The following is a 24,268-nucleotide window of genomic DNA, read 5'->3' as shown; positions in this document are numbered from 1 at the left end:
TGTTCCGGCGGTTTTCCGCACTTGTTGGCCCAAAGCTAACACGAAGGGGCGATGGGATTGCAAGCGGTTAGCGGAAACGGGGTCGTTTTGGGGGTTTGGAAGGCCGGATCGCGGTATTCCGGCGGGAAATTTGCCCGGCTTGCACACGCAGGACGCAGTCATTCAATTTCGGCGGGCACAACGCAAAAAGCCCCGCCGGAGACCGGCGGGGCCTTGTTTTCGATCGGACGCCTTGGTTCAGGCGGCCTTGAGAAGGTCTTCCTCGCGCACCTTGGCATATGTCTCGTCAAGCGCCTTGAGCGCGCGGCTTTCCAGAACGCCGATCTCTTCGGGCGTGATCACCAGCGGCGGCGAGATGATCATGCGGTCGCCGACGTGGCGCATCACGAGGTTGTTGGCAAAGCAGCGCTCGCGGCACATGTAACCGACGGTGCCCTTGTCGGCGGCGAATTTCGCGCGGCTTTCCTTGTGCGGGGTCAGCGGAATCGAGGCCATCAGCCCCGCCACGTTGGGCGTGCCGACCATCGGGTGCTCGGCGATCCGCTCCAGCGCGGCCTTAAGCGCCGGAGCGGCGGTGTCCCGGACGTGCTCGACGACTTTTTCCTCGCGCAGGATGCGCAGGTTCTCGGAGGCCACAGCCGCCGCGACAGGGTGACCCGAATACGTATAGCCGTGGTTGAACTCACAGGCGCCGATCACGGCGGCCACTTCGTCGCAGACGATCGAGCCGCCGATCGGCTGGTAGCCCGAGCTCAGACCCTTGGCCACGGTCATGATGTGCGGCTTGATGCCGACGGTCTGGCTGCCAAACCAGTTGCCCGTGCGCCCGAAGCCGCAGATCACCTCGTCGGCGATCAGCAGGATGTCGTGTTCGTCGCAGATGCGCTGGATTTCGGGCCAGTAGGTCGAAGGCGCGGTGATCACGCCGCCGGCCCCCTGCACCGGTTCGCCGATAAAGGCCGCGACGTTGTCCGCGCCGAGCTCGAGGATCTTTTCCTCGAGTTCGCGGGCGCGGGCGAGGCCGAATTCCTCGGGCGTCATGTCGCCGCCTTCACCCCACCAGTCGGGCTGGTTGATGTGATGCACGCCGGGAATGGGCAGCCCGCCCTGCTCGTGCATGTAGGTCATGCCGCCCAGCGAGCCCGACCCCACGGACGAGCCGTGATAGGCGTTCTTGCGCGAGATGATATGACTCTTGCCGGGCTTGCCCTTCTGCGCCCAATAGGTGCGCACCATGCGGATGTTGGTGTCGTTCGCCTCGGACCCCGACCCGGCGAAGAACACGTGGTTCAGATCGCCCGGCGCCAGCGCCGCGAGGTCCCTGGCCAGCGTCAGGGCCGGGATGTGCGTGGTCATGAAAAACGTGTTGTAGAACGGCAGCTCGCGCATCTGGCGTGCGGCGACCTCGGCCATTTCCTCGCGCCCGTAGCCGATGTTTACGCACCACAGGCCCGCCATCCCGTCGAGGATCTCGTTGCCCTCGCTGTCGGTGAGGAACACGCCCTTGGCCCGGGTGATGACCCGCGCGCCCTTCCCGGCGAGCTCCTCGTTGGTGGTGAAGGGGTGCATGTGGTGCGCGGCATCGAGCTTTTGCAGCTCGTCGGTCGGCAAGTGGTTGGCGAAGTTCATGTTCGGACCTGTCTGAAAGGAATAAAGAGCGGGTAGGACCCGTGCACGGGCAGAATATGATCAAATTATTCGACGGTCAATCGAATCAGCTAGGCAGCGTGTCGGGCTCGAGCGCGGCGCGGATCTGGAGCATGCCCTGGTGCACATCTTCTTCCATCGCGCGGGCCGCGGCCTCGGCATCGCCCGTTTTCAGGGCGGCAAGCAGGTCGACATGCTTGTCCGGCAGGTTGAGCGTGCCGTAGCGTCCGCAGACCACGCGCAACGAAGGCCCGAAGCGCAGCCAGAGGCCGTCGACCGTATCGGCCAGGATCGGGGCTTGCGCTGCGGCGTAGAGCGTTGCGTGGAAACGGTAATTCCACGTCAGGTATCCCGGTATGTCGCCCCGGTCGATGGCGTGGTTCAGGTGCGCATCCTGGGCCTCGAGGGTTTCCAGAAGGCTGTCGTCCATCTGCGCCACGGCCAGCCGGGCAAGCTGCGGTTCAAGGCTTTGACGCATGAAGTCCAACTGGTCGACGCAGGAGGAGGTCAGTTCCGGCACGCTCACGCGCCGATTGCCCTGCATCGACAGCGCACCGTCCGAGATCAGGCGACGAATCGCCTCGCGCACCGGCGTCATGCCGGCGCCAAGCTCGGCCGTCAGGCCCTGGATCGTGACCGCCTGCCCCGGCGCGAGGTCGCCGAACAGGATGCGGGCGCGCAGATCCTCGTAGACCGCCTGGTGCGCGGGTTGCTTTGCCGTCGTCTCGCCGCTGACTTCTGCCGGTCTTCTAGGCACTTGCTTGCACGTTCCCTGCCACTCCGTCGGTCTTCCGGTGCCACGCTTGCACCGGCTTTGCCCGCATGAAAGCATAAAGCATCTTGCCCAGCGAGGCAAAACTTGATCAAATTACGGCAAGCCGGAGGAAACCGGTGCCAGACAACGGGAGTATGTCATGAAATATCTGATGCTGAGCAGCGCCGCAGTGGCGCTGGCCGCAACCTCGGCGATGGCCGATGAGGTGCGGGTCTACAACTGGTCCGACTATATCGACGAGGAACTGCTCGAGAAGTTCGAGAGCGAAACCGGAATCGATCTCGTCTACGACGTCTTCGACAGCAACGAGGTCCTCGAGACCAAGATGCTCGCCGGCGGCTCGGGCTACGACGTGGTCGTGCCCTCGGGCACCTTCCTGCAGCGCCAGATCACCGCGGGCGCCTTCCAGAAGCTCGACAAGGACAAGCTGCCCAACGCCGGCAACATGTGGGACGTGATCGCCGAGCGCACGGCGACCTACGACCCCGACAACGCCTATTCGATCAACTACATGTGGGGCACCACCGGGATAGGCGTGAACGAGCCCAAGGTGAAGGAAATCCTGGGCGAGGATGCGCCCGTGGACAGCTGGGACCTCGTGTTCAAGCCCGAGAACATGGAAAAGCTGGCCGAATGCGGCGTGCATTTCCTCGACGCGCCTGCCGAGATGATCCCGGCCGCGCTGAACTACATCGGCGAGGACCCGGACAGCCACGACCCGGACATCATCGCCAAGGCCGAGGAAGTCTTCGGCCCGGTCCGTCCGCACATCCAGAAGTTCCATTCGTCGGAATACATCAACGCGCTGGCCAACGGCGACATCTGCGTCGCGGTCGGCTGGTCGGGTGACATCCTGCAGGCGCGCGACCGTGCCGCCGAGGCCGACAACGGCGTCGAGATCGCCTACTACGCGCCGAACGAGGGCGCGCAGATGTGGTTCGATCAGATGGCGATCCCGGTCGACGCACCGAACCCGGAAGCCGCGCACACCTTCCTCAACTTCATCATGGACCCCGAGAACATGGCGGCCGCGTCGAACTACGTCTACTACGCCAACGGCAACAAGGCCTCGCAGGAGTTCCTCGAAGAGGATGTGATCGGCGACCCGGCGATCTACCCGACGCCCGAAGCGATGGAGAACACCTTCACCACCACGCCCTACGATCCCAAGGTGCAGCGTACGGTGACCCGCCTCTGGACCAAGATCAAATCCGGAACCTGACGACGACAACCGGGGCGGGGCCAATGGCTCCGCCCTTTTCGATTCCGCCGGGGCACACCCGGCGCACGAAGGACATGACGTGAACCAGACCGTCTTTGCCCCCTGGGACGATCCCGGCGAAAACCCCCTCATCCGATTCAGGAACGTCACCAAGCGCTTCGGCGAGTTCACCGCCATCGACGACCTGACGCTGGACATCTACGAGCGCGAGTTCTTCGCCCTGCTCGGTCCCTCGGGCTGCGGCAAGACCACGATGATGCGGATGCTCGCCGGGTTCGAAAGCCCGACCGAGGGCGTCATCGAACTGGCCGGGCAGAACATCGCACCCGTGCCGCCGAACAAGCGCGCCGTCAACATGATGTTCCAGTCCTACGCGCTGTTTCCGCATCTGACGGTCTACGAGAACATCGCCTTCGGTCTGCGGCGCGGCAACATGCCCAAGAACGACATCGACGACCGGGTCGGCGAAATGCTCAAGCTTACCCGGCTGGAGAAATTCGCGCGCCGCAAGCCGCACCAGATTTCCGGCGGGCAGCGGCAGCGCGTGGCGCTGGCGCGGAGTCTTGCCAAGGCGCCGAAGCTCCTGCTGCTCGATGAACCGCTGGGCGCGCTCGACGCCAAGCTTCGCCAGGCGACGCAGTTCGAGCTGATGGACATCCAGGAAAAGACAGGCACCACCTTCGTCATCGTGACCCACGACCAGGAAGAGGCGATGACCGTCGCCAGCCGGGTCGCGGTGATGGACGAGGGGCGCGTCATGCAGGTCGACACGCCCGACAAGATCTACGAGGCACCGAACTCGGTCTACGTCGCGGACTTCATCGGCGAGGTGAACATCGTCGAAGGCAAGGCCACCGCCGTCGGACCGAGCCAGTACGAGGTTCACTGGGCAGAAGGCCAGCCGCCGTTGCGCGCGGCCTCGAACAAGCTTTTCTCGGACGGGCAGGCATGCCATCTCGCGATCCGTCCCGAAAAGATCGCGATCACCGCCGAGCGGCCCGAGGACGCGGTCAACGCTGTGCAGGGCAAGGTCCACGACATCGCCTATCTCGGGAACCTCTCGACCTATCACGTCGAACTGCCGACCGGGAAGATCATCAAGGCCCAGACCGCGAACACCCGCCGCATCTCGCGCCGGACCTTCACCTGGGAGGATGACGTCTGGATCAGCTGGTCCGGCACAGCCGGGGTGTTGCTGGACCGATGAGCACGGGTTCTCATAGGGAGGCGACCGGCTGATGCGACGCTTCGCCCTGATCGCGGTGCCTTACGCCTGGTTGCTGGCGCTGTTTCTCATCCCCTTCGTGATCGTCTTCAAGATCTCGCTGTCGGATGTCGCCCTTTCGATCCCGCCCTACACGCCGACGCTGGGCGACGGGCTGGCCGAGTTCTTCGCCGGGCTCGACTTCGAGAATTTCGTCTTCCTGACCAGCGACGATCTCTACTGGAAGGCCTACCTGTCGAGCCTGCGAATTGCGGTTGTGGCCACGCTGATCACGCTGCTTGTGGGCTACCCCATCGCCTACGGCATGGCCCGCGCGCCCGAGGAATGGCGTCCGACGCTGATGATGCTGGTGATCCTGCCGTTCTGGACCTCTTTCCTGATCCGGGTCTACGCGTGGATGGGCATTCTCAGTTCCGAAGGGTTGCTGAACCAGTTCCTGCTCTGGATCGGGGTGATCTCGACACCCCTGACGATCCTGAACACGACCACGGCGGTCTATATCGGGATCGTCTACACCTATCTGCCCTTCATGATCCTGCCGATCTACGCCGCCCTCGACCGGCTCGACGGCTCGCTGATCGAGGCCGCCGAAGATCTCGGATGCTCGCGCCTTTCGGCCTTCTGGCTGGTCACGATCCCGCTGTCGCGCAATGGCATCATCGCGGGGTCGTTCCTGGTCTTCATCCCGGCCCTGGGCGAATTCGTGATCCCTTCGCTGCTCGGAGGGTCCGGCACGCTGATGATCGGCAAAGTGCTCTGGGAGGAGTTCTTCAACAACCGCGACTGGCCGGTGGCCTCGGCGGTGGCGGTCGTGCTGCTGCTGATCCTGATCATTCCGATCGTGCTCTTCCAGCGCAACCAGCAGCGGCAGGCAGAGGCCGAGTCATGAACAGACTGAGCTGGTTCAACGTCACCTCCCTGACCCTTGGCTTCGCGTTCCTCTACCTGCCGATGGTCATCCTGGTGATCTATTCGTTCAACGAATCGAAGCTGGTGACCGTCTGGGCGGGCTTCTCCACCAATTGGTACGGCGAGCTTCTGCGCAACGAGGCCTTTCTCGACGCGGCCTGGGTCACGCTGCGGGTCGCCGTGGCCTCGTCGACGCTGGCGACGGTTCTGGGCACCATGGCGGCCTACGTTTTGGTGCGCGAGGGTCGCTTCTCCGGGCGCACGCTGTTCTCGGGCATGATCTACGCGCCGCTGGTCATGCCGGAGGTCATCACCGGCCTGTCGCTGCTGCTTCTCTTCATCGGCATCGGGCTCGACCGGGGCGTTCTGACCATCGTGCTGGCGCATACCACATTCGCGATGTGCTATGTCTCGGTCGTGGTCTCCTCGCGCCTGATGACCTTCGACGAATCGCTGGAAGAGGCCGCGCTCGACCTCGGTTGCTCGCCCTTCGAGGCGTTCCGGCTGGTGACCCTGCCGATCATCGCGCCGGCGGTGATCTCGGGCTGGCTGCTGGCCTTCACGCTGTCGCTCGACGATCTGGTGATCGCGAGCTTTACCGCCGGTCCCTCGGCGACCACGCTGCCGATCAAGATCTTCTCGGCCGTGCGGCTGGGTGTCTCGCCCGAGATCAACGCGCTGTCGACCATCATGATCGCCATTGTCACCGTCGGCGTGATCACCGCATCGCTGGTTTCCAAGCGCAACACCCTGCGCCAGCAGCGCGAGGAACAGGCCGCGGCACGCGCGCAATGAGGCGCATCTTTTCGGCCTATGCCTACGGGCCCGGTCCGCGGTCGGGCTGCTGGTGGGACGAGACCGCGAAACTGAATGCGCATGCAGCACTGACCGGCGATATCACCTGCGACGTGGCGATCATCGGCGGAGGCTTCACCGGGCTTTCGGCGGCGCTGCATCTCGCAGAGAGCGGCGCATCCGTCGCCGTGCTCGAGGCACATCACGTCGGCTGGGGTGCCTCGGGGCGCAATGGCGGGTTCTGCTGCCTCGGCGGCTCGAAGGCCGAGGACGCAGCGCTCGACCGTCGTTTCGGACGCGACGGGCGGATCGCGTGGCGCAGGGCCGAACGGGCGGCTATCGAGACGGTCGAAGGCCTCGTCGACCGGCTCGGCCTCGACGTGGACCGCCATTCGCGCGGCGAGACCATGCTGGCGCACCGCGCGCGTGATGCGGCGGGCTTCCCCGACCAGGCCGCCGCGGTGGCGGAGAATTACGGCGTCCAAGCCGAAGAGCACCCGCGCGACGCGCTGGATGATCTGGGGCTCTCCGGTCCGTGGCACGGCGGGCTGACGATCCCGCTGGGGTTCGGTCTGAACCCGCGCAAGTATCTCCTGGGGCTCGCTGATGCGGCAGTCGCGCGCGGCGTCCGGATCTTCCACGACACGCCGGTCGAACGGCTGGACCGTGACGGGCGGACCTACCGGCTGCGCACCCCTTCGGGCGAGGTCTCGGCGCCGCAGGTCATCGTCGCCACGAACGGCTATTCCTCCGAGGACGTGCCCGCGTGGCTTGCCGGGCGCTACATGCCGGCGCAATCGACCGTCCTGGTGACCCGACCGCTGGAAGAACGCGAACTGCAGGACGCCGGCTGGACCTCGGACCAGATGTCTTATGACACGCGCAACTTGCTGCATTACTTCCGCCTGATGCCGGACCGGCGGTTCCTGTTCGGCATGCGCGGCGGGATCCTGACCGGGCAGATCCCCGAGCGCGCGGCCCGCGCGGCGGTCCTGCGCGACTTCCGGGCGATGTTTCCGGCCTGGGCACAGGTCGACGTGCCGCACAGCTGGTCCGGACTGGTCAGCATCGCCCGTGACCTGATGCCCTATGTCGGGCCGGTGCCCGGATCGCCGGGTCTCTGGGCCGGGCTGTGCTATCACGGAAACGGCGTCGCGATGGGCAGCCATTCCGGCCGGCTGCTGGCCGGCCTCGTCGCGGGCCGCACACCCGACGACTACCCCGAGGCGATGCGGCGTCCGCTGACACGCTTTCCGCTTGGCCGGGCACGGCGTGCGGTCATGCCCGCGGTTTATGCAGGGTTTGCCCTCGCCGACCGGTGATTACGGGCAACATGCAGTTCCCCGCTTCAACCAAAAGGTTAATGACGCGCTTTGGTTGTGTTACCGTTACGTCATTTGAGGACGGGGGTGATTTGATTGAGCGACCACCTGATCATCGCGGTTCACGGCATCGGTGAACAGAAACCCGGCGAAACCATCAACGAGATCACCGGGGCTGCCATCGCCGAGGTCCCTCCGCACGAACGCCACCCGGTCGAGATCGAGCGCGACGTGATCGAGCTTGTGGAGGATGGCTTCACACCCGAAAAGCGCCGCGCCAAGCTTTTCCCAGTACACCTGCGGCGCGTGAAAAAGGCGATGCCCGGCGACGACGACGACGACGACGCACTTTTCGTCGAGGTCTACTGGGCCGACAAGTCTCCGGCGCCGAAGGGCCCGTTCTGGACCGCCTTCGACCTGCTGCGCGTCGTGCTGGGCCTTGGCTATCTCGCCATGGAAAATGCCGAGAGCAACCGCGACTTCTTTCCCATCGGCCTGGTGCATCTGTTCACCTGGATCTTCTACGGCCTGATCGCCCCGGTGAACGCGGCTCTGCTGATTGGCGTCGTCATCCTGCTGATCGACCTGACACCCGTCTTCACGGTGGGTGACAATTTCCCGGTGCGCTGGGTCTTCTACCTGCACGGCGTCTTCACCTTCATCGTGGGCCTCTACGTCTGGCTGCGCGTCGCGCGCACCTATCTCGTGCGCATCTTCGGCCGCGGCATGACGCTGCTGGGCGTCGCGATTTCGCTGGTGGCGGTTTCGGCGAGCCTCGGTATCCAGATTCCCACGGACTGGTGCGAACCGGTCCCGGAACAGGAACTGATGCGCTTCCTGCCGAGCCTCGACTGCTACACCGCCGGATCCATCAGCGTTCTGAGCATCTCCTGGGTGATGGCGGTGCTGATCGCGGTGCTCAACTACCCGGTCTCGTGGTTCTCGCGCCCGAGGCCGGCGCCCGAGGATGGCATTTCCGGGCGCCGTGTGATCTATCCCGCGATCTGTTCGGCGATGATCATCTTTTGGATGGTCTCGAGTTCGACGCTCTGGCTGCTGGCGCGCAAGCTCATAAACTCGGTCGAATTCGGCACCAGTTCGCTGCCCGAGGGCAATGACGGGATGTTCTTTATCCTGTTCGACCGCAACCTCGGCGCGGCCCTTCAGACCCTCAGCACCGCGACCGCCTGCGTGCTGGTCGTCCTGCTCGGCGCGGTGGCGCTGATGATCGCGCGCTATCACAGGCGCGAAGAGCTTTACACCAAGCCCGAGATCTTCAGCCGGGCGTTGCTCAATCCCGGAATTCGGGTGCTTCTGGGCCTGTCGCTGCTGGTGATCTTCACCGTGCTTGCGTTGCTGACCGTCATCAACCTCGATCCCGCCGCGTTCACCCAGGCCTTCCGCGACGATCTCGCAGACCGGCTGACCCGCTACAACGCGGTCGCGGCCGCGGTGCTGCTGGCCCTCGGCGTGGTGATCTACCAGTTCTCCGATTACCTCGCCGGCGGGCTCGGCGTGGTGCGCGACATCGTCACCTACGCGATCCAGGACCGCTGCCGCTGGCGCGCCGGTTACGCCGAGCGCAAGGTCAATTTCCGCGAACGCGCCGAGATCAACAACCGCTTCCGGCTGGTTCTGAAATACGGGCTCGAAACGGTGACGCCGAAATACGTTACGGTGCTGTCGCATTCGCAGGGCACTGTGATCGCGACCCAGATGCTGCAGGATGCCGAGGTCAAGGCGCTGCTGGCGAAGTTCGACAGCCCTAAGGTGACGCTCATCACCATGGGCTCGCCGGTCACCCATATCTATCGGCGCTATTTCAAGGAGTTCTTCCAGGCCTCGGTCGAAGACATGTCGCCGGGAACGCGCTGGATCAACATCTTCCGCAAGGATGATTTCGTCGGCACCCGGATCGACGAGGACACCGGGATCGAAGCCAACCTGAGCGTTCCCGCAGGCGGGCACACCGGATATTTCACCGATTACTACGTCTGGCGCCGGCTGCTCGACGATGTCGGGCTGAGAGTCTTTCCCGACGCGTGAAAGGCGGCGCCGGCGTGCCTGGCCCGCGGCATTCTAGCTAAGCGCCTTTTGCGCGCCACAATTTCCCAAAGCGGTCTTAATCCGCGGCGGTGACACTCCCGCTCGCACGCAAAGGTGCACCGGGGGTGAAATCATGTGGGAACTGACACGCGAGGGCGTGATCCAGGGCGCGCAGGCCAGTCATGTCCGCGGAGTGTCGGACATCGACGCGCTGCGGGTCGGCGGCATCTGGCATCTTTACGTGACCACGCGCACGTCACCGGGCATCACCGTGTTCGAGGTCGAATCCGGTTCCGTGACACTCGACGACCGGCAGACCACCTCGGGATCGGGCCTGCGCCCCGAACAGAGCGCAAGCCTGACCATTGCCGGCGACAGTTACATCGCGAGCATGGGCCGCAACTTCGCGGCCTATCCGCTGTTCACCCTGAACGCGAAAGGCGACATCAACGGCTCGGTCGGCTTCGCGTCCTCCGGCGGGCCGGCCGCGAGCATGGTCGCCTTGCAGCCGGTCGAGATCGGCGGCGCGGACTATCTTGTCGCAGCGCACCATGGTCCTGCGGCGCTGCATCTGCACGCGCTGTCCGTCGACGGGGCAATGAGCCGGGTGGATTCGACGGCGCTCGACTCCGGCGTGGTCAGCGCGCTTGGCGTCGCGACATCCGGCGGGAGCGCCTATGCGCTCAGCGCGACACATGACGGCACCTCGATCCGGTCGCATGCGATCTCGGCCGCCGGGTTCGCGGACGTCTCCGCCGAAGGCTTCGGGGGCGATGTCGGCATGGGCAACATCAGCGATATCGAAACCGTGCGGATCAAGGGCGCCAGCTTCGCCATCGCCGCCGGGCAGGCCACGTCGTCGCTCAGCGTCTTCAAACTTGGTGCAGGTGGCGTGCTTCAGGCCACGGATCACGTGCTCGACAGCCGCGCGACGCGATTCCAGTCGGTGACCGAACTGGCCGTCGCCAAGCAGGGCGACCGCGCCTTCGTCGCCGCCGCCGGGTCGGACGACGGCGTCACGCTGCTCGAACTGATGCCCGACGGTCGGCTGGTGCTGCGCGCCGTGCAGGCCGACACCAACGCCACGACGCTCGAGTCGGTGGGCGGGCTGTCGCTGTTCGCTGACGGTGGCAGGCTGCAGATCTTCGCCGGGAGCGGACGAGAGATCGGGATCACCCATCTCAGCGTGGGCACAGGCGCACCGGGCGATACCCGAGTCGGCGCGGCGTCCCACGACGACATCGCCAGCGGCGCGGGCGACGACATCCTGCTGGGCGCCGAGGGCAACGATACCTTGAAAGGGAACGGCGGTAACGACGTCCTGATCGACGGTGCCGGAAATGACGTGTTGCGCGGCGGGGCGGGCGACGATCTTTTCGTGCTCAGCCACGATGGCGGCCGTGACACGATCCTCGACTTCGAAAAAGGAGGCGACCGGCTCGACCTGTCCGACTGGCCGATGCTGCGCCGTTTCGGGCAGATCGACGTGGACAGCACCGCCTCCGGGGCCGTTTTGAGCTTCCGCAACGAGATCCTGACGATCCGCAGCGCGGGCGGCGGCAGCCTGAGCGCGGCGCAGCTCAAGGCCGCCGGTCCGGTCGCTCTGGACCACACGCTGCACGACGCATCGGCAGCGTCTGCCGGCGACACCGAAGCGTCATCGGAGCCGCAGCCGCGCCCGGTCCCGGCACCGCGGCCGAACATCGACAAGGACACGCCGATCCGAGGCGGGCCGGGCAACGACCGCCTCTTCGGGACACGCGGTGCGGAGCGGATCGAGGGCGGCGGCGGAAACGACACGCTGCTCGGCGCGGGCGGCGCGGACACGTTGGTCGGCGGTGCGGGGCGCGACGTGGCGGATTACGCATCTTCGACCCAAGGCCTGCGCCTGTCGCTGGCGCGGATGACCTCCAGCAGCGGCGATGCCCGGGGTGATGTTCTCAAGGGGATCGAGATCGTGTCGGGGTCGCGCCACGGCGACGAAATCACCGGGACCGGGTCGGCGGATCACCTGCGCGGAGCCGGCGGGAACGACCGCCTTGTCGGGCTGCGCAACGGCGACATGCTGAAGGGAGGCGCCGGGCGTGATACGCTTCTCGGCGGGCCGGGGCAGGACCGACTGGACGGCGGCGGCGATCGCGACCTGGTCAAGGGCGGTGGGGGTGACGACCGCCTGTCCGGAGCGGGCGGCTCCGATCTGCTGCGCGGGCAGGGCGGTCAGGACACGCTCTCGGGAGGGGCCGGGCGCGACCGGCTTTTCGGTGACGGCGGGATCGACCGACTCTCGGGCGGCGGCGGAAATGACAGGGTCTCCGGTGGCACCGGACACGACGTACTGCGCGGCGGCGGCGGGCGCGACACGCTGGCCGGGGGTCCGGGCAACGACTTGCTGACCGGCAACGCCGGCGCGGATGTCTTCGTCTTCTCGGGCGGCAGGGACCGGGTGCAGGATTTCCGTCACGGCACCGACACGCTCGAATTTCTGCCCGCGGCCTGGGGCGGCGGGCGCATGACGGCCAATCGGCTGGTATCGAAATTCGCCGAGAAGCAGGGTGATACCGTGGCCTTCGACTTCGGCGGCGGCGATGTCTTCAAGGTCGGCTTTTCGGGTCCGCTCGGTCGGCTGGTCGACGATATCGACCTCTGACCGTCACCCGATCTTGGCCCCCCAGAACGCCGTTTCACCGCCCAGGAAGTAACCGCTGAAATCCCGCATCCGGCCCTGCAGTTCCACCGTGTCCCCGGCAGACAGCGCTGCAAAGGCGTGGATCGACAGCGTCGTCTCCTGGTCCTCGTGCGCTGCGCTGATCTGCCCGCGCGAGCCGCGCATCACGTTCGCGCCGTTCACCAGCAGGCGCCCGCCCATCTTCGCACCTGCATTGCTGTCGAGCTTGAACACCAGCGCCGCGCCGAAGACATAGGTGCCGTCGACCGGCGCGGTGAAGGCTCCGGTACCGGCGTCGAAGGCCAGTTGATCGTTGTACTCTGCAGTGTTGATCGAAAGCGTGGTCCAGGCGTCGGCGGCTCCGAAGTTGTCGAAGTTCGTGTAGGCGGCAAACCGCGGCAATGTGGGCTGGTCGACGATCCCGCTGGCCCCGTCGATGCTGATCCCGTCGCGGAAACTGGCGCCGTCCGGCGAGGTCGCCAGACGCAGCCGGTCCGAGCCGAAATGCCCGATCAGCGCCCGGGTGGAGAAATCGGTCTGCAGCACGAGCCCGGCATCATCCGCGGAGGTCTCGCGGTTCAGGGTCTGCATCAGGCTCCCGTTGCCACCGTCGGCGTCGTAGAGCGCGGTCCAGAGTGCAGCGTTCAGCTTGGCCGAGAACGGCGTTCCCGGCAGCGAGGCCATGCCGAGCCCCAGCGCCTCGATGTCCTGAAACTCGGCGTCGTCGAGGTCGATCCAGTCGGTGCCGTCGAAGACGGTCAGGATCTGCCGGTCGAGCACATAGGCGCGCCATCCGGCGCGCGGCGCGTGAAAGATCCAGGCGCCGGCGTCGTAAAGCGCCACCGCGCGGCCCTGCCCGGCCCACGCGCCGGACGGCGTGGGCGGAAGAATGTACCGGTCGCCGGTCTGAGGCGCCGCGGGCGGGCCGGTCATCTCGTCCGAGACCACGCCAAGCTGCGTGACGACATCTAGGAGCCGCAGCGCCTCGTTGTGCGTGACGTGCTTTTGCGCCTGGCTCGGCTGGATGTATGGCAGCGACAGGATCGGGGAGGTTTCGGACATCGGGAACACTCGCGGACGGCGGAGGGGACCTTGGGAACCTGATCGAAAAACCTGACGCGACGGTTAGCCGCCCGACCGGTCGCGACACCGGCGATTAACGGCAGGCGCGCGCAATCTCGTGCGGGACTTCCCGACCGAGCTGCGTTAACCTATTGGCAGTTGAAAAGTGCGGCGCTGGTGCCGCACTCGACGTCTTGTTCGGGTTTCCGCAGCGGATTGATTGTCCCTGCCGGTCGTTTGGCTGTATCAAGCGCTTGAATCCGACGGGACAGGCGAACCGAGGGAGCCGAGTTGCGCTTTTCACTCAAAATTCTGATGGCGCTGGTCATGGTGCTGACCGCCGCGGCCTGCAACACGCCCCGCGGGGCTGCCATCCAGAGGGAAATCGTCCGCGAAGGCAAGCAGACCAACAACGACATCGCGATCGTTCCCGTGACCCGTGCGAACGTGCCCGCCATCCGGACCTGGCCGGTGACCGGCTGGAGTGGGCAGTACCACTGGCTCAGCAACGGCAAGGGCCCTGCGTCGAACGTGATCCGGACCGGCGATTTTATCGACCTGGTCATCTGGGACAGCCAGGACAACTCGCTTCTGACCGCGCCAACCGAGAAGAACGTCAACATCCAGGGCCTGACGGTCTCGCCGGACGGGACCATCTTCGTGCCCTACGTGGACGAGGTCGTGGTGCGGGGCCTGACCACCGACGACGCGCGCCGCAAGATCCAGTCCGATCTCGAGATGATCGTGCCCTCGGCGCAGGTGCAACTCGCGCATCGTCCGGGTCAGTCGAACTCGGTCGACGTCGTGCGCGGCGTGAGGCAGCCCGGAAGCTATCCGCTGCCGGGCCGGGACTACACCATTCTGTCGTTGCTGTCGCAGGCCGGCGGTGTGGATTCGAGCCTGCGCAACCCGGTCGTGCGTCTGATCCGCGGCAGCCAGTCCTACGAAATTCGCGCCGAGGCGCTATTCGAAGATGCCTCGCGTAACATTGCGCTGCGCGGCGACGACAAGGTCATTGTCGAAGAGGACGACCGTTATTTCATCGCGCTCGGCGCCACAGGCTCCGAACGGCTGGTCTATTTCGAGAAGGAGTACATCACCGCGCTCGAGGCGATCTCGATCAGCGGTGGTCTTGCCGACAACACCGCCGACCCCAAGGGCGTGCTGATCCTGCGCGAATACCCCGAAGGCTCGGTGCGTCCGGACGGCACCGGCCCGGAAAAGCGGCAGGTGGTCTTCACGCTCGATCTGACCTCGGCCGACGGGCTTTTCGCCGCGCGCAACTTCGAGATCAACCCGAACGATACCGTGCTGGCGACGGAAAGCCCGCTGAGCCCGACACGGACCATTCTCGCGCTGCTCACTTCGGCGGTGCTGCTGTCCGACAAGATCTGACGGGCTGGCCGGCAACGGCCCGAACTACAAAAAAAAGCGGCGCGCCTCCGAGAGGGCGCGCCGCTTTCGGTTTCAGTCGCTGTCGTTTCGGGTCAGAGCAGCTTGCCCATCGCCAGCGCTGTGTCGCTCATGCGGTTCGAAAAGCCCCACTCGTTGTCGTACCAGCTGACCACGCGCACCATGCCGCCGTCGGTGACGCGGGTCTGCGCCGGGGCGAAGCTCGACGAATGCGGGTCGTGGTTGAAGTCCATCGAGACAAGCGGCGCTTCCTCGTAGGCGAGGATACCCTTAAGCCGGCCCTCGGCGGCCTCGCGCATGGCGGCGTTGATCGCCTTGGCATCGGTCGGCTTGCGGGGCATGAAGCAAAGGTCGACCAGCGAGACGTTGGCCGTCGGCACGCGGACGGCGGAACCTTCGAGACGTCCCTCGAGATGCGGCAGGACCAGCGAGATCGCGCGCGCGGCCCCGGTTGACGTCGGGATCATCGACAGGGCGGCGGCACGGGCGCGGTAGAGATCCTTGTGCGGCGCGTCATGGGTCGGCTGGTCGCCGGTATAGGCGTGGATCGTGGTCATGTAGCCGGTCTCGATGCCCACGGCCTGGTCAAGAACCTGCGCGACGGGCGCAAGGCAGTTGGTCGTGCAGGATGCGTTCGAGACGATGACATCGTCGGCCGTCAGCTCGTCGTGGTTGACGCCGTAGACGATTGTCCGGTCCGCCCCGGTGGCCGGGGCCGAGACCAGAACCCGCTTGGACCCGTTTTCGAGGTGCAGCGCGGCCTTGTCGCGCGCGGTGAAGATGCCGGTGCATTCGAAGACGATGTCGACGTCGCTCCAAGGCAGCTCCTGAGGATTGCGCAGCGCCGTCATGCGGATCTCGTGCCCGCCGACTTTCATCGTGTCGCCGTCCAGCGCCACGTCGGTTCCCAGCCGGCCGTGCACGCTGTCGTACTTCAGCAGGTGCATCAGGGTTTCCGGCGTCGTCAGGTCGTTGATCGCGACCACGTTGATGTCGCCGGTATCCCGTTCGAGAAGCGCGCGGAGAACGCAGCGCCCGATCCGTCCGAACCCGTTGATTGCTATGTTGATCGACATTCCACAGTCTCCTGCATTTTTCCTTCCGGCATCCTTCTACAGACGCCGATTTCCGATTGGTAGCGCTAACTTCACAACTGTCGGCACCGGTCCGGTCTCGAACTGACCACCGCCGGACCAAGTTGCGACGAGCCTGCACCGGAGACCGATGCGAAGTCCATGCCGCGCGCGCCAGGAAACCGCGGCTTGACGGGTTGCCTCACCCGATCTGCCGGATGCGCCGCGAGCCGTTCTCTAGGTTCCAGTCGTGATGCTCGATCGCGTCGCGGATGTCCTCGTAGTAGATGAAGTTGCCGTTCTCAAGCACGGCCCCGGCGTCACAGAGATCGAGCACCATCTTGGTCGAGTGGGACACCACGATTGCACTTGAATCGGCCATGCGGGCCTTGAAGACGCGCCGGGCCTTGCGCTTGAAGTCCCGGTCACCGACCGACGTGACCTCGTCCACCAGATAGGTGTCGAACTTGATGCCCATCGAGATGCCGAAGGCGAGGCGCGACTTCATGCCGGACGAGTAGGTGCGCAGCGGGTTGTAGAAGTGGTGCCCGAGGTTCGAGAAACCGCCGACGAAGTCCATCAGCTCGTCGGTGTCGACACCGTAAAGACGCGCGATGAAGCGGGTGTTCTGGGCGCCCGAGAGCTCGGCGTGAAAGCTGCCCGAGAAGCCGACCGGCCAGGAAATCGTGCCTGTCGACCAGATGCGCCCGCGATCCACCGGCATGGTGCCCGCGATCATGCGCAGCATCGACGACTTGCCCGCCCCGTTGCGTCCCAGAAGCGCGACGCTGACCCCGCTGGGAAAGGTCGCGTTGATCCCCGCGGCAACCACGGTGCGATGTCCGCCGCGCGTGTAGGATTTCCAGACGTTCTCGAGGCGGATCACCCCGTCACCTCCGGTCCCGCAGCGCGTAGGACAGCAGGACGATGGTGGCCCAGGACAGCAGCGCAAACAGCGTCGTGACGATCAGAATGGTGTCCCACTCGGGATAGGTGGAGCGCTCAGCCCGTGTCGGTTTTACGTATGCTGCGAGGTACCGGCTCTTGCGCTGCGCCTCGGCCTGGGCGGTGTCGAAGGTCGACAGCGCGGCCAGGTAGGCTTGCTCGGCGAACTCGCGGTCCACGGTCAGGCTCTCGTACTCGCCGATGATCGTCGAGTAGGCCTGGCTGTCGCGCACATTGAGCGCGCCGAACTTGTTGCGCTCTTCGCTGATGCGGTCGTTGATGACCTCGATCTTGCGGTTCACTTGTTCGAGACGCGGGTCGTTGGACTGCGACGTCTGCTCGAGCAAGTCGAGCTCGATCAGCGCCGCGGCAAGCTGTTCCTGTAGCGTGGTGACGAGGCTGATCTGGCCCTGGATGTCCGCGTTCGGGTCGACGATCTGGTGTTCGTTGCGGAAGGCGGTGATCGCCAGCCGCGCGTCCTTGAGGCGTTCGACGGCCTTTTCCAACTCTTCGCGCGCGTAGCGCGTGGCGTCCTCGCGCGCGATCGAGCTGAGCTCGTTGATCATCAGCGAACTCTCGTCGTAGATCGCCTGTGCGATCTGCTGGGCATCGTCCGGGTCGAAGGCCAGCACCAGCAACTCGATCGTACCAGCTGTGCTGTCGTAGTAGATCTTCGTCATCGACTGCCAATATTCGGTCAGGTCCTCGATGGTGCCGCTGGTGTCGTAGGCGAAATAGACGTCCTGTTCCGGTTTCGAATAAAGCGCACGCAAATCGAGCCGTTCGTCGATACGACGCACCAGTTCCTGGCTCTGGATATACTCGTAGAGAATGTCGGGGTCCGAGGAACTGCCGCTCGAAAGCGCGGTGAGCCCGCCGAGGATTTCCATCGCGGACGAGCTTTCCTCGCGCTGCACCGAAAAAGCGACATGGCTGACGTACTGGTCTGCCGCGCGATTGTTGAGATACCACCAAACGGTCGCGACCGGCAGTACGACGAGGAGGAAAAAGCTCAGGACTGTGCTGACATGCCGGCGCCGGGTCCGGGCGGGGCGGGCCGGTCGCGGAACGTTGCCGAGTGCCGCGTCGCGCTGCTGGTTGCGGCGCTGCGCCTTGGGACGCGCGACCTCCATCTGCTGCTGCTTGCGTTTGGCGGGCGGCTTGTCGCCCTGGTTGCGGCGGCCCTGTTCGGCGGCGGGCTTGCGCGGCGCACCCGAGCCGCGACCGTCGCCCCCAGACGGGTCGTCGCTCTCCTGCGGTGCGTCGCCTCTGGAATTTCTCAACGTATCGTCCAAGTCCGGCACCTTCGTGTCGCTCCGCCGCATCTTATGTGTTTTATCCTCTAAGCGAGGCGTACTAAAGTGCTATCTGGCACGGTAAAGGTTTCGTCATGTCGCTCGCTCTTCCTTCCGGTCGTCCGCGGCCCGCCAATGGCCGCCGCTTCAAGGCGTTTCGGGCCGTCGGCGCGCTGATCATGCGCGAGATGACCACGACCTATGGCCGGTCCCCGGGCGGTTATCTCTGGGCGATCATGGAACCGGTGGCGGGCATCGCCTTGCTGTCGGCCGTCTTCAGCCTCGTCGCGCGGACGCCGCCCCTTGGCGTGAACTTCCCGATGTTCTACGCGACCGGCTTTTTGCCGTTCATGATGTACACCCAGCTTGAGGGCAAGATCTCGAAGTCGATGAAGTTCTCGAAGTCGCTTCTGTTTTACCCGAGCGTCACCTATGCCGACGCGATCCTCGCACGGTTCACCCTGACCTTCCTGACCCAGATGACGGTCTTTTTCGTCCTGTTGTCGGGCATCATGCTGATCTGGGAGACGCGAACCGCCATCGACCCTTGGATCCTGATGAGCGGGATCGGCGCGGCGGCGATCTTCGGAGTGGGCATCGGCACGATGAACTGCTTCGTGCGAGCCTACTTCCCGGTCTGGGAACGGTTCTGGAAGGTGCTCAACCGTCCATTGTTCCTGATTTCCGGGATTATCTTCCTGTTCGACGACGTGCCGCCTTTCGCGCAGCAATACCTGTGGTGGAACCCGCTTGTGCATCTGATCGGCCAGATGCGCAGGGCCTTCTATCCACAATATCGCGGGGAATACGTCGAACTGCTTTACCCCGTCGGCGTCGGCATGGCGCTGTTGGTGATCGGCCTGATCTTTCTCAACCGCTACAACCGCGAGATCCTGGACCAGATGTAGGCGCCCGCCAAGCGTCAGAGCTTCGACAGGTAGGTTCCGTAATCGTTCTTGGCGTAGCGCTCCGCCTCGCGGGCGAGATCGTCGCGCCTAATCCATCCCTTCTGGAAGGCGACCTCTTCGGGGCTCCCGATCTGCTGACCCTGCCGCTGCTCGATCGTGCGCACGAAATTACCTGCGTCCAGCAGGCTGGCATGGGTGCCGGTGTCGAGCCATGCATACCCGCGCCCCATACGCTGCACGGTCAGGCTGCCCTCGGCGAGATACATCTCGAGCAGCGTGGTGATCTCGAGTTCGCCGCGGGCGGAGGGTTCGATCTGCCTCGCCTTTTCCGGAGCGGTGGCATCGACGAAGTAAAGCCCCGTGACCGCGTGGTTCGACGGCGGCACTTCGGGTTTCTCGATGATGCCGCGCACGGTGCCGGTCTCGTCGAAATCGACCACGCCATAGCGTTCCGGGTCGGCCACCTGGTAGCCGAAAACCGTGCCGCCACTTTCCTGCGCATCCGCCTCGGCCAGAAGCTCGGGCAGGCCGTGACCGAAAAAGATGTTGTCGCCCAGCACCAGGGCCGAAGGCGCGCCATCCAGAAAGTCCTCGGCAAGGATGAAGGCCTGCGCCAGGCCATCGGGCGAGGGCTGGACGATGTAAGTCAGACTGACGCCGCAATGGCTGCCGTCGCCCAGCAAGCGCTTGAACTGCGCCTGATCCTCGGGCGTCGTGATCACCGCGATGTCGCGGATACCGGCCAGCATCAAAACGGTCAGGGGATAGTAGACCATCGGCTTGTCGTAGATCGGCAGCAGCTGCTTCGACACGCCCATCGTGATCGGGTAAAGCCGCGTACCGGAGCCGCCGGCGAGGATGATGCCCTTGCGTCGTGTCATGTATCCGCCTTCTGGTGATCAAGTTCGGCAAGCACCTGCGCCAGCCCTTTTCGCCAATCGGGACGCGCGATGCCAAAGACCTCGGTCGTGCGCGCGCAGTCGATGCGCGAGTTGAGCGGCCGCTGCGCCGGGGTTGGGTAATCGCGCGTCGGGATGTCGGCGACCTCGCACGACAGGCCGGACTGCGCGAAGATCTCGCGCGCGAAATCCGCCCAGCTTACATCCGGCGCGCCGCTGAAATGGTAGGTGCCGGAATGCTCCGGGTTCCCGGCGAGAGCGCGTGCGATCGTGGTACAGGCCGACGCGATTTCGGCCGCCGGGGTCGGTCCGCCGACCTGGTCGGCAACGATGGTCAGCCGGTCGCGCTCGGCCCCGAGCCGCAGCATTGTCTTCACGAAATTGCCCCCATGCGCGGAAAACACCCAGGAGGTCCGAAGGATGGCATGCGCCTTGCCCGCCGTGCCGCGGACCGCCTCTTCGCCGCGCAGTTTCGTGCGCCCGTAGGCCCCGAGCGGCCCCGTCGGATCTTCGGGGCAAGAGGGCCGCGTGCCGGCCCCGTCGAAAACATAGTCAGTGGAAACATAGATGACCGGCAAGTCGCGCACCGCACAGGCCCGGGCGATCGCACCGGGCGTGCTGGCATTGACCGTCAGCGCGAGGTCTTCCTCGCTCTCGGCCTTGTCGACGGCGGTGTAGGCCGCCGCGATGATGACCGCGTCGGCGTCGGTCCGCTCGACATGGTCGACACACCGTGCCGGATCGGAGAAATCGGCATCCTCGCGCCCGAGCGCCAAGACCTCGACCCCGTCACTGGCATGGCGACGCAGCTCCGTTGCGACCTGCCCGGTCTTGCCGAAAACCAGCAGTTTCATGCCGTGACACCCAGCCGATGACCGACACCCTTGCGGTCCTGCAGGGCGCGCCACCAGGCCTCGTTGTCGAGGAACCACTGCACGGTTTTTTCGAGCCCCTGTTCGAGCGTCACGGACGGACGCCAGCCGAGTTCTCCGGCAATGCGCGACGGGTCGATCGCGTAGCGCAGGTCGTGCCCGGGTCGGTCGGCCACGAATTCGATCAGATCGGCATGCGGTGCTTGGCCGGGTCGTTTCTCGTCGAGGATGGTGCAGATCATGCGGACGAGGTCGATGTTGCGGGCCTCGTTCTCGCCGCCGATGTTGTAGCTCCGCCCGACCGCTCCGCGCTCCAGCACGGTCAGCAGGGCGTCGGCGTGATCCTCGACGTAAAGCCAGTCGCGCACGTTCTCGCCCTGCCCATAGACCGGGATCGGCTTGCCTGCGAACGCATTCAGGATCACCACCGGGATCAGCTTTTCCGGGAAGTGGTAGGGCCCGTAATTGTTGGAGCAGTTCGTCATCACCACGGGCAGGCCATAGGTTTCGTGCCAGGCCCGGACCAGGTGGTCGCTGGCGGCTTTCGACGCGGAATAGGGACTGTTCGGCGCGTAAGGTGTCTCTTCGGTGAATTGTCCGGTGTCACCCAGCGATCCGAAGACCTCGTCGGTCGAGATGTGGTGGAAACGAAACGCCTCGGGCCGTCCCTTGCCTTCCCAAAACGCGCGCGCCGCTTCGAGCAGGCAGTAGGTGCCGGTGATGTTGGTCTCGATGAAGTCGCCGGGTCCGTCGATAGACCGGTCGACGTGGCTTTCTGCGGCAAGATGCATCATCGCGTCGGGTTCATGCGCCGCGAGAACCCGCGCGAGCGCCGGACGGTCACGGATGTCGACGTGTTCGAAGGCGTAGCGCGGATCGTCTGCCACGCTTGCTATGTTGTCGAGACAAGCGGCATAGGTCAGCGCATCGAGGTTGACGACATCGTAGCCGCGCTCGACGGCAAGCCTCACGACCGCGGATCCGATGAACCCGGCGCCGCCGGTGACGAGCAGTTTCATGGATCAATCCCCGTAGACAAATGGGCTGTCGAAATTCGACAGGGTGGGCGCGGCGCTGTCCTTGTCGGAGAGCACGGGGTCGATGCCGCCCAGCCCCCAGTCAATACCGATCTCGGGGCTGTCGTAGTGCACGGCACCGTCGCACTCGGGCGCATAGTAGTCCGAGCACTTGTAGATGATTTCGGTGTCCGGCTGCCGGGTGACGAAACCGTGCAGGAAACCGGCCGGGACCAGCAGCTGCTTTCCGTTCTCGAAGCTCAACTCGACGCCAACCCAATCCCCGAACGTGGGCGAGCCCTTGCGGATGTCGACGGCCACGTCGAACAGCGCCCCGCGCCCGCAGCGCACCAGCTTGTCCTGGGCATGCGGAGGTGACTGGAAATGAAGCCCGCGCACAGTGCCGGTCTGCGCGGAGAGCGAATGGTTGTCCTGTACCCAGTCGAAAGTCAGCCCTTCCGCCTCGAACTGCCGGCGGCTCCAGCTTTCGCTGAAGAACCCGCGCTGGTCTCCGAACCGTTTCGGCGTGAGTAAGAGCACGCCGTCGAGTTTCGTTCGTTCAACCAGCACAAGACTCTCCTGAAATCATCAATAGAACGCCGTCCCCTTAGCAATTTGGGCACGGACTGTCATCCGCGAAGCGCCGGAACAGTTCGCCGTCGGCACGAAACGTGGGCATCGCGGCATGCGCAAGGCAATATCGCGGCGCGGGACTTAATAAATGCCGAAGTACTCCGCTTGTTCCCAGGCCGAGACCGCGGTGCGATACCGGTCCCATTCCGCGCGTCGGATGGTTACGAGGTGGTCGACACAGGCATCGCCCAGCGCCCCGCGGTAGAAACGCGACGCCTCGAAGGCTGCAATCGCCGCATTCAGGGTCTGCGGCAGGCGTGGGGCGTCGGCGTCGTACGGACTTTCGACAGCGGCCGGCGCGGCAAGTCCGCGGTCTATGCCGTCGAGCCCTGACAGGATCTGGCTGGCGAAGTAGTGGTAGGGATTGGCCGCAGGTTCGGCTACGCGGTTCTCCACCCGGCTCGCGGGGTCGTCGGGATGCATCAACGCGCGCACCATGGCACCGCGATTGTCGCGGCCCCACTGTATGCGGTCCGGGGCAAGTTGCTGCGGGCGGTAGCGCTTGTACCCGTTAACGGTCGGCGTGGTGAGCAGGCAGCTCTCGGCCGCATGCTCCAGCAGACCCGCGATCCAGCCGCTAGCCGTATCGCTGAGCGTACCGCCGTCCTGCGGCACCATCAGGTTCTCGCCGGTGGCGTCGTCGATCACCGACTGGTGCAGGTGCCAGCCGCTTGCCGCGCAATTCTCGAGTGCCGGGCGGCACATGAAAGTCGCATGCAGACCCCGCGCGGCGCAGACCTCTTTCACGAGCGTGCGGAAGATCACCATGTTGTCGGCATGGGTCAGGGGATCCGCCGGGTCGAAGGTGAACTCGAACTGGCTCGGCCCCATCTCGATCTCCATCGAGCGGATCGGCAGACCGATTGCGGCGGATGCCCGGCGCAGATCGTCAAGCACGGTCTCGGCGGCGGCATAGCGCAGCTCGGTCAGGTATTGGTAGCCCGGCGTCAGGTTGCGCGTCCCGGGCGGTCGCGCCGGCATGGTGGCATCGCCGTGCGCCAGACGGGAATCGTCGAGCGCGAAAACGTGGAACTCGACCTCCAGCCCGACCAGCATCCCGAGGCCCCGCTCGGCAAGCCGGGCGATCGCCTTTTTCAGAATCGTGCGGGCATCGAAGGCGATCGCCGCGCCCGACAGGTGGCGGGCATCGCAGAGAATCCATGCCGAGGCGTCGGTCCAGGGCAGGGAGCGGAAGGTCTCGGGGTCCGGAACCATCAGGATGTCCGACGCGCCCTGCAGCCCGCCGGGCACATCGCCGGCCCCGGACCAGACCGGAAACACGGTGCGGTGCGACGTATCCTTCAAGAGCAGGGTCGAAGTGACGTTCATCCCGGAGCGGAACAGCGCAGGCAGCGCGGAGGCGACGATGGTCTTGCCGCGCAGGATACCGTGCTGGTCGGCGAAGAGAACGCGCACGGTCTCGACGTCACTCTCGCCGACCCTGCGGCAAAGATCACGCGCGGCGGCCACCGCCTCAGGCGTCAGCAGCCCGTCGCGGGCCAGCCGCCCCTGCGCGATCTCGTCGAGCCGGTCGGTCACGCGCCGC

Annotated in this window: 20 protein-coding genes; 9 read left to right on the top strand and 11 right to left on the bottom strand. The window is 65.2% G+C overall.

The window, feature by feature from the left end; genetic code table 11:
- Positions 1 to 237 precede the first annotated feature (237 nt).
- Together R5H30_RS09095 and R5H30_RS09090 are read right to left on the bottom strand one after the other, a co-directional pair.
- Positions 238 to 1,629 carry an aspartate aminotransferase family protein gene (locus R5H30_RS09095; protein WP_318327933.1) on the bottom strand — a complete coding sequence of 464 codons (1,392 nt, stop codon included), beginning with the start codon at positions 1,627 to 1,629 and terminating at the stop codon, positions 238 to 240.
- 85 nt (positions 1,630 to 1,714) lie between these two features.
- Positions 1,715 to 2,404 (bottom strand): GntR family transcriptional regulator, encoded by a 690-nt coding sequence (locus tag R5H30_RS09090; RefSeq protein ID WP_318327932.1) that lies wholly within the window; start codon positions 2,402 to 2,404, stop codon positions 1,715 to 1,717.
- Between the two features lie 157 nt (positions 2,405 to 2,561).
- Here R5H30_RS09090 and R5H30_RS09085 point away from each other — a divergent pair, with 157 nt between their 5' ends.
- The 7 genes from R5H30_RS09085 (at position 2,562) to R5H30_RS09055 (ending at position 12,588) form a co-directional block, all read left to right on the top strand.
- Positions 2,562 to 3,644 carry a polyamine ABC transporter substrate-binding protein gene (locus R5H30_RS09085; protein ID WP_318327930.1) on the top strand — a complete coding sequence of 361 codons (1,083 nt, stop codon included), beginning with the start codon at positions 2,562 to 2,564 and terminating at the stop codon, positions 3,642 to 3,644.
- Positions 3,645 to 3,723: 79 nt separating this feature from the next.
- Complete coding sequence (locus R5H30_RS09080) at positions 3,724 to 4,851, top strand: ABC transporter ATP-binding protein (RefSeq protein ID WP_318327929.1); 1,128 nt, start codon at positions 3,724 to 3,726, stop codon at positions 4,849 to 4,851.
- A gap of 31 nt (positions 4,852 to 4,882) precedes the next feature.
- Positions 4,883 to 5,758 (top strand): ABC transporter permease subunit, encoded by an 876-nt coding sequence (locus R5H30_RS09075; RefSeq protein WP_318327927.1) that lies wholly within the window; start codon positions 4,883 to 4,885, stop codon positions 5,756 to 5,758.
- Positions 5,755 to 6,573, top strand: a complete 819-nt coding sequence (locus R5H30_RS09070) for an ABC transporter permease (RefSeq protein WP_318327926.1) — start codon at positions 5,755 to 5,757, stop codon at positions 6,571 to 6,573. The genes R5H30_RS09075 and R5H30_RS09070 overlap by 4 nt, the downstream gene beginning before the upstream one ends.
- Complete coding sequence (locus R5H30_RS09065) at positions 6,570 to 7,895, top strand: NAD(P)/FAD-dependent oxidoreductase (protein ID WP_318327925.1); 1,326 nt, start codon at positions 6,570 to 6,572, stop codon at positions 7,893 to 7,895. The genes R5H30_RS09070 and R5H30_RS09065 overlap by 4 nt, the downstream gene beginning before the upstream one ends.
- Positions 7,896 to 7,991: 96 nt before the next feature.
- Positions 7,992 to 9,941 carry a hypothetical protein gene (locus R5H30_RS09060; protein WP_318327924.1) on the top strand — a complete coding sequence of 650 codons (1,950 nt, stop codon included), beginning with the start codon at positions 7,992 to 7,994 and terminating at the stop codon, positions 9,939 to 9,941.
- A 133-nt stretch (positions 9,942 to 10,074) separates the two neighbouring features.
- Positions 10,075 to 12,588, top strand: coding sequence for a calcium-binding protein (locus R5H30_RS09055; protein WP_318327923.1), 2,514 nt, complete (start codon positions 10,075 to 10,077; stop codon positions 12,586 to 12,588).
- A 3-nt stretch (positions 12,589 to 12,591) separates the two neighbouring features.
- Here the strand turns inward: R5H30_RS09055 and R5H30_RS09050 are convergent, their stop codons facing one another.
- Entirely contained in the window at positions 12,592 to 13,668 is a 1,077-nt protein-coding gene (locus R5H30_RS09050) for a DUF2793 domain-containing protein (RefSeq protein ID WP_318327922.1), read from the bottom strand.
- A 315-nt stretch (positions 13,669 to 13,983) separates the two neighbouring features.
- On the opposite strand from R5H30_RS09050, the gene R5H30_RS09045 reads away from it, so the two are divergent.
- Complete coding sequence (locus R5H30_RS09045) at positions 13,984 to 15,063, top strand: polysaccharide biosynthesis/export family protein (RefSeq protein WP_318327921.1); 1,080 nt, start codon at positions 13,984 to 13,986, stop codon at positions 15,061 to 15,063.
- Between the two features lie 92 nt (positions 15,064 to 15,155).
- Here R5H30_RS09045 and gap read toward each other — a convergent pair whose 3' ends face one another.
- The 3 genes from gap to R5H30_RS09030 form a co-directional block, all read right to left on the bottom strand.
- Positions 15,156 to 16,157, bottom strand: a complete 1,002-nt coding sequence (gap, locus tag R5H30_RS09040) for a type I glyceraldehyde-3-phosphate dehydrogenase (RefSeq protein WP_318327919.1) — start codon at positions 16,155 to 16,157, stop codon at positions 15,156 to 15,158.
- Between the two features lie 199 nt (positions 16,158 to 16,356).
- Positions 16,357 to 17,040: an ABC transporter ATP-binding protein gene (locus R5H30_RS09035; RefSeq protein ID WP_318327918.1), complete on the bottom strand. Its 684-nt coding sequence runs from the start codon at positions 17,038 to 17,040 to the stop codon at positions 16,357 to 16,359.
- A gap of 4 nt (positions 17,041 to 17,044) precedes the next feature.
- Positions 17,045 to 18,382: a KpsE/RkpR family capsule polysaccharide export protein gene (locus tag R5H30_RS09030; RefSeq protein ID WP_318327917.1), complete on the bottom strand. Its 1,338-nt coding sequence runs from the start codon at positions 18,380 to 18,382 to the stop codon at positions 17,045 to 17,047.
- Between the two features lie 107 nt (positions 18,383 to 18,489).
- On the opposite strand from R5H30_RS09030, the gene R5H30_RS09025 reads away from it, so the two are divergent.
- Positions 18,490 to 19,302 carry an ABC transporter permease gene (locus R5H30_RS09025; protein ID WP_318327916.1) on the top strand — a complete coding sequence of 271 codons (813 nt, stop codon included), beginning with the start codon at positions 18,490 to 18,492 and terminating at the stop codon, positions 19,300 to 19,302.
- A gap of 14 nt (positions 19,303 to 19,316) precedes the next feature.
- On the opposite strand, the gene rfbA is transcribed toward R5H30_RS09025, so the two are convergent.
- From rfbA to R5H30_RS09000, 5 genes are all read right to left on the bottom strand, one after another.
- Positions 19,317 to 20,183 carry a glucose-1-phosphate thymidylyltransferase RfbA gene (rfbA, locus tag R5H30_RS09020; protein WP_318327915.1) on the bottom strand — a complete coding sequence of 289 codons (867 nt, stop codon included), beginning with the start codon at positions 20,181 to 20,183 and terminating at the stop codon, positions 19,317 to 19,319.
- The gene (rfbD, locus tag R5H30_RS09015) at positions 20,180 to 21,055 is read right to left on the bottom strand and encodes a dTDP-4-dehydrorhamnose reductase (protein WP_318327914.1); all 876 of its coding nucleotides are present in this window, start codon (positions 21,053 to 21,055) and stop codon (positions 20,180 to 20,182) included. The genes rfbA and rfbD overlap by 4 nt, the downstream gene beginning before the upstream one ends.
- Positions 21,052 to 22,092, bottom strand: a complete 1,041-nt coding sequence (rfbB, locus tag R5H30_RS09010; protein WP_318327913.1) for a dTDP-glucose 4,6-dehydratase — start codon at positions 22,090 to 22,092, stop codon at positions 21,052 to 21,054. The genes rfbD and rfbB overlap by 4 nt, the downstream gene beginning before the upstream one ends.
- A gap of 3 nt (positions 22,093 to 22,095) precedes the next feature.
- Entirely contained in the window at positions 22,096 to 22,659 is a 564-nt protein-coding gene (gene rfbC / locus R5H30_RS09005; RefSeq protein WP_318327912.1) for a dTDP-4-dehydrorhamnose 3,5-epimerase, read from the bottom strand.
- Positions 22,660 to 22,803: 144 nt separating this feature from the next.
- Positions 22,804 to 24,261, bottom strand: a complete 1,458-nt coding sequence (locus R5H30_RS09000) for a glutamine synthetase family protein (protein ID WP_318327911.1) — start codon at positions 24,259 to 24,261, stop codon at positions 22,804 to 22,806.
- Between the last annotated feature and the right edge of the window lie 7 nt (positions 24,262 to 24,268).

This window comes from Roseobacter sp. FCG-D35 (assembly GCF_033436665.1).
GTDB lineage: Bacteria > Pseudomonadota > Alphaproteobacteria > Rhodobacterales > Rhodobacteraceae > JAWQFO01.
Note: the sequence above shows the minus strand (reverse complement) of the source record. Positions and strands in the feature narration are given on the sequence as shown.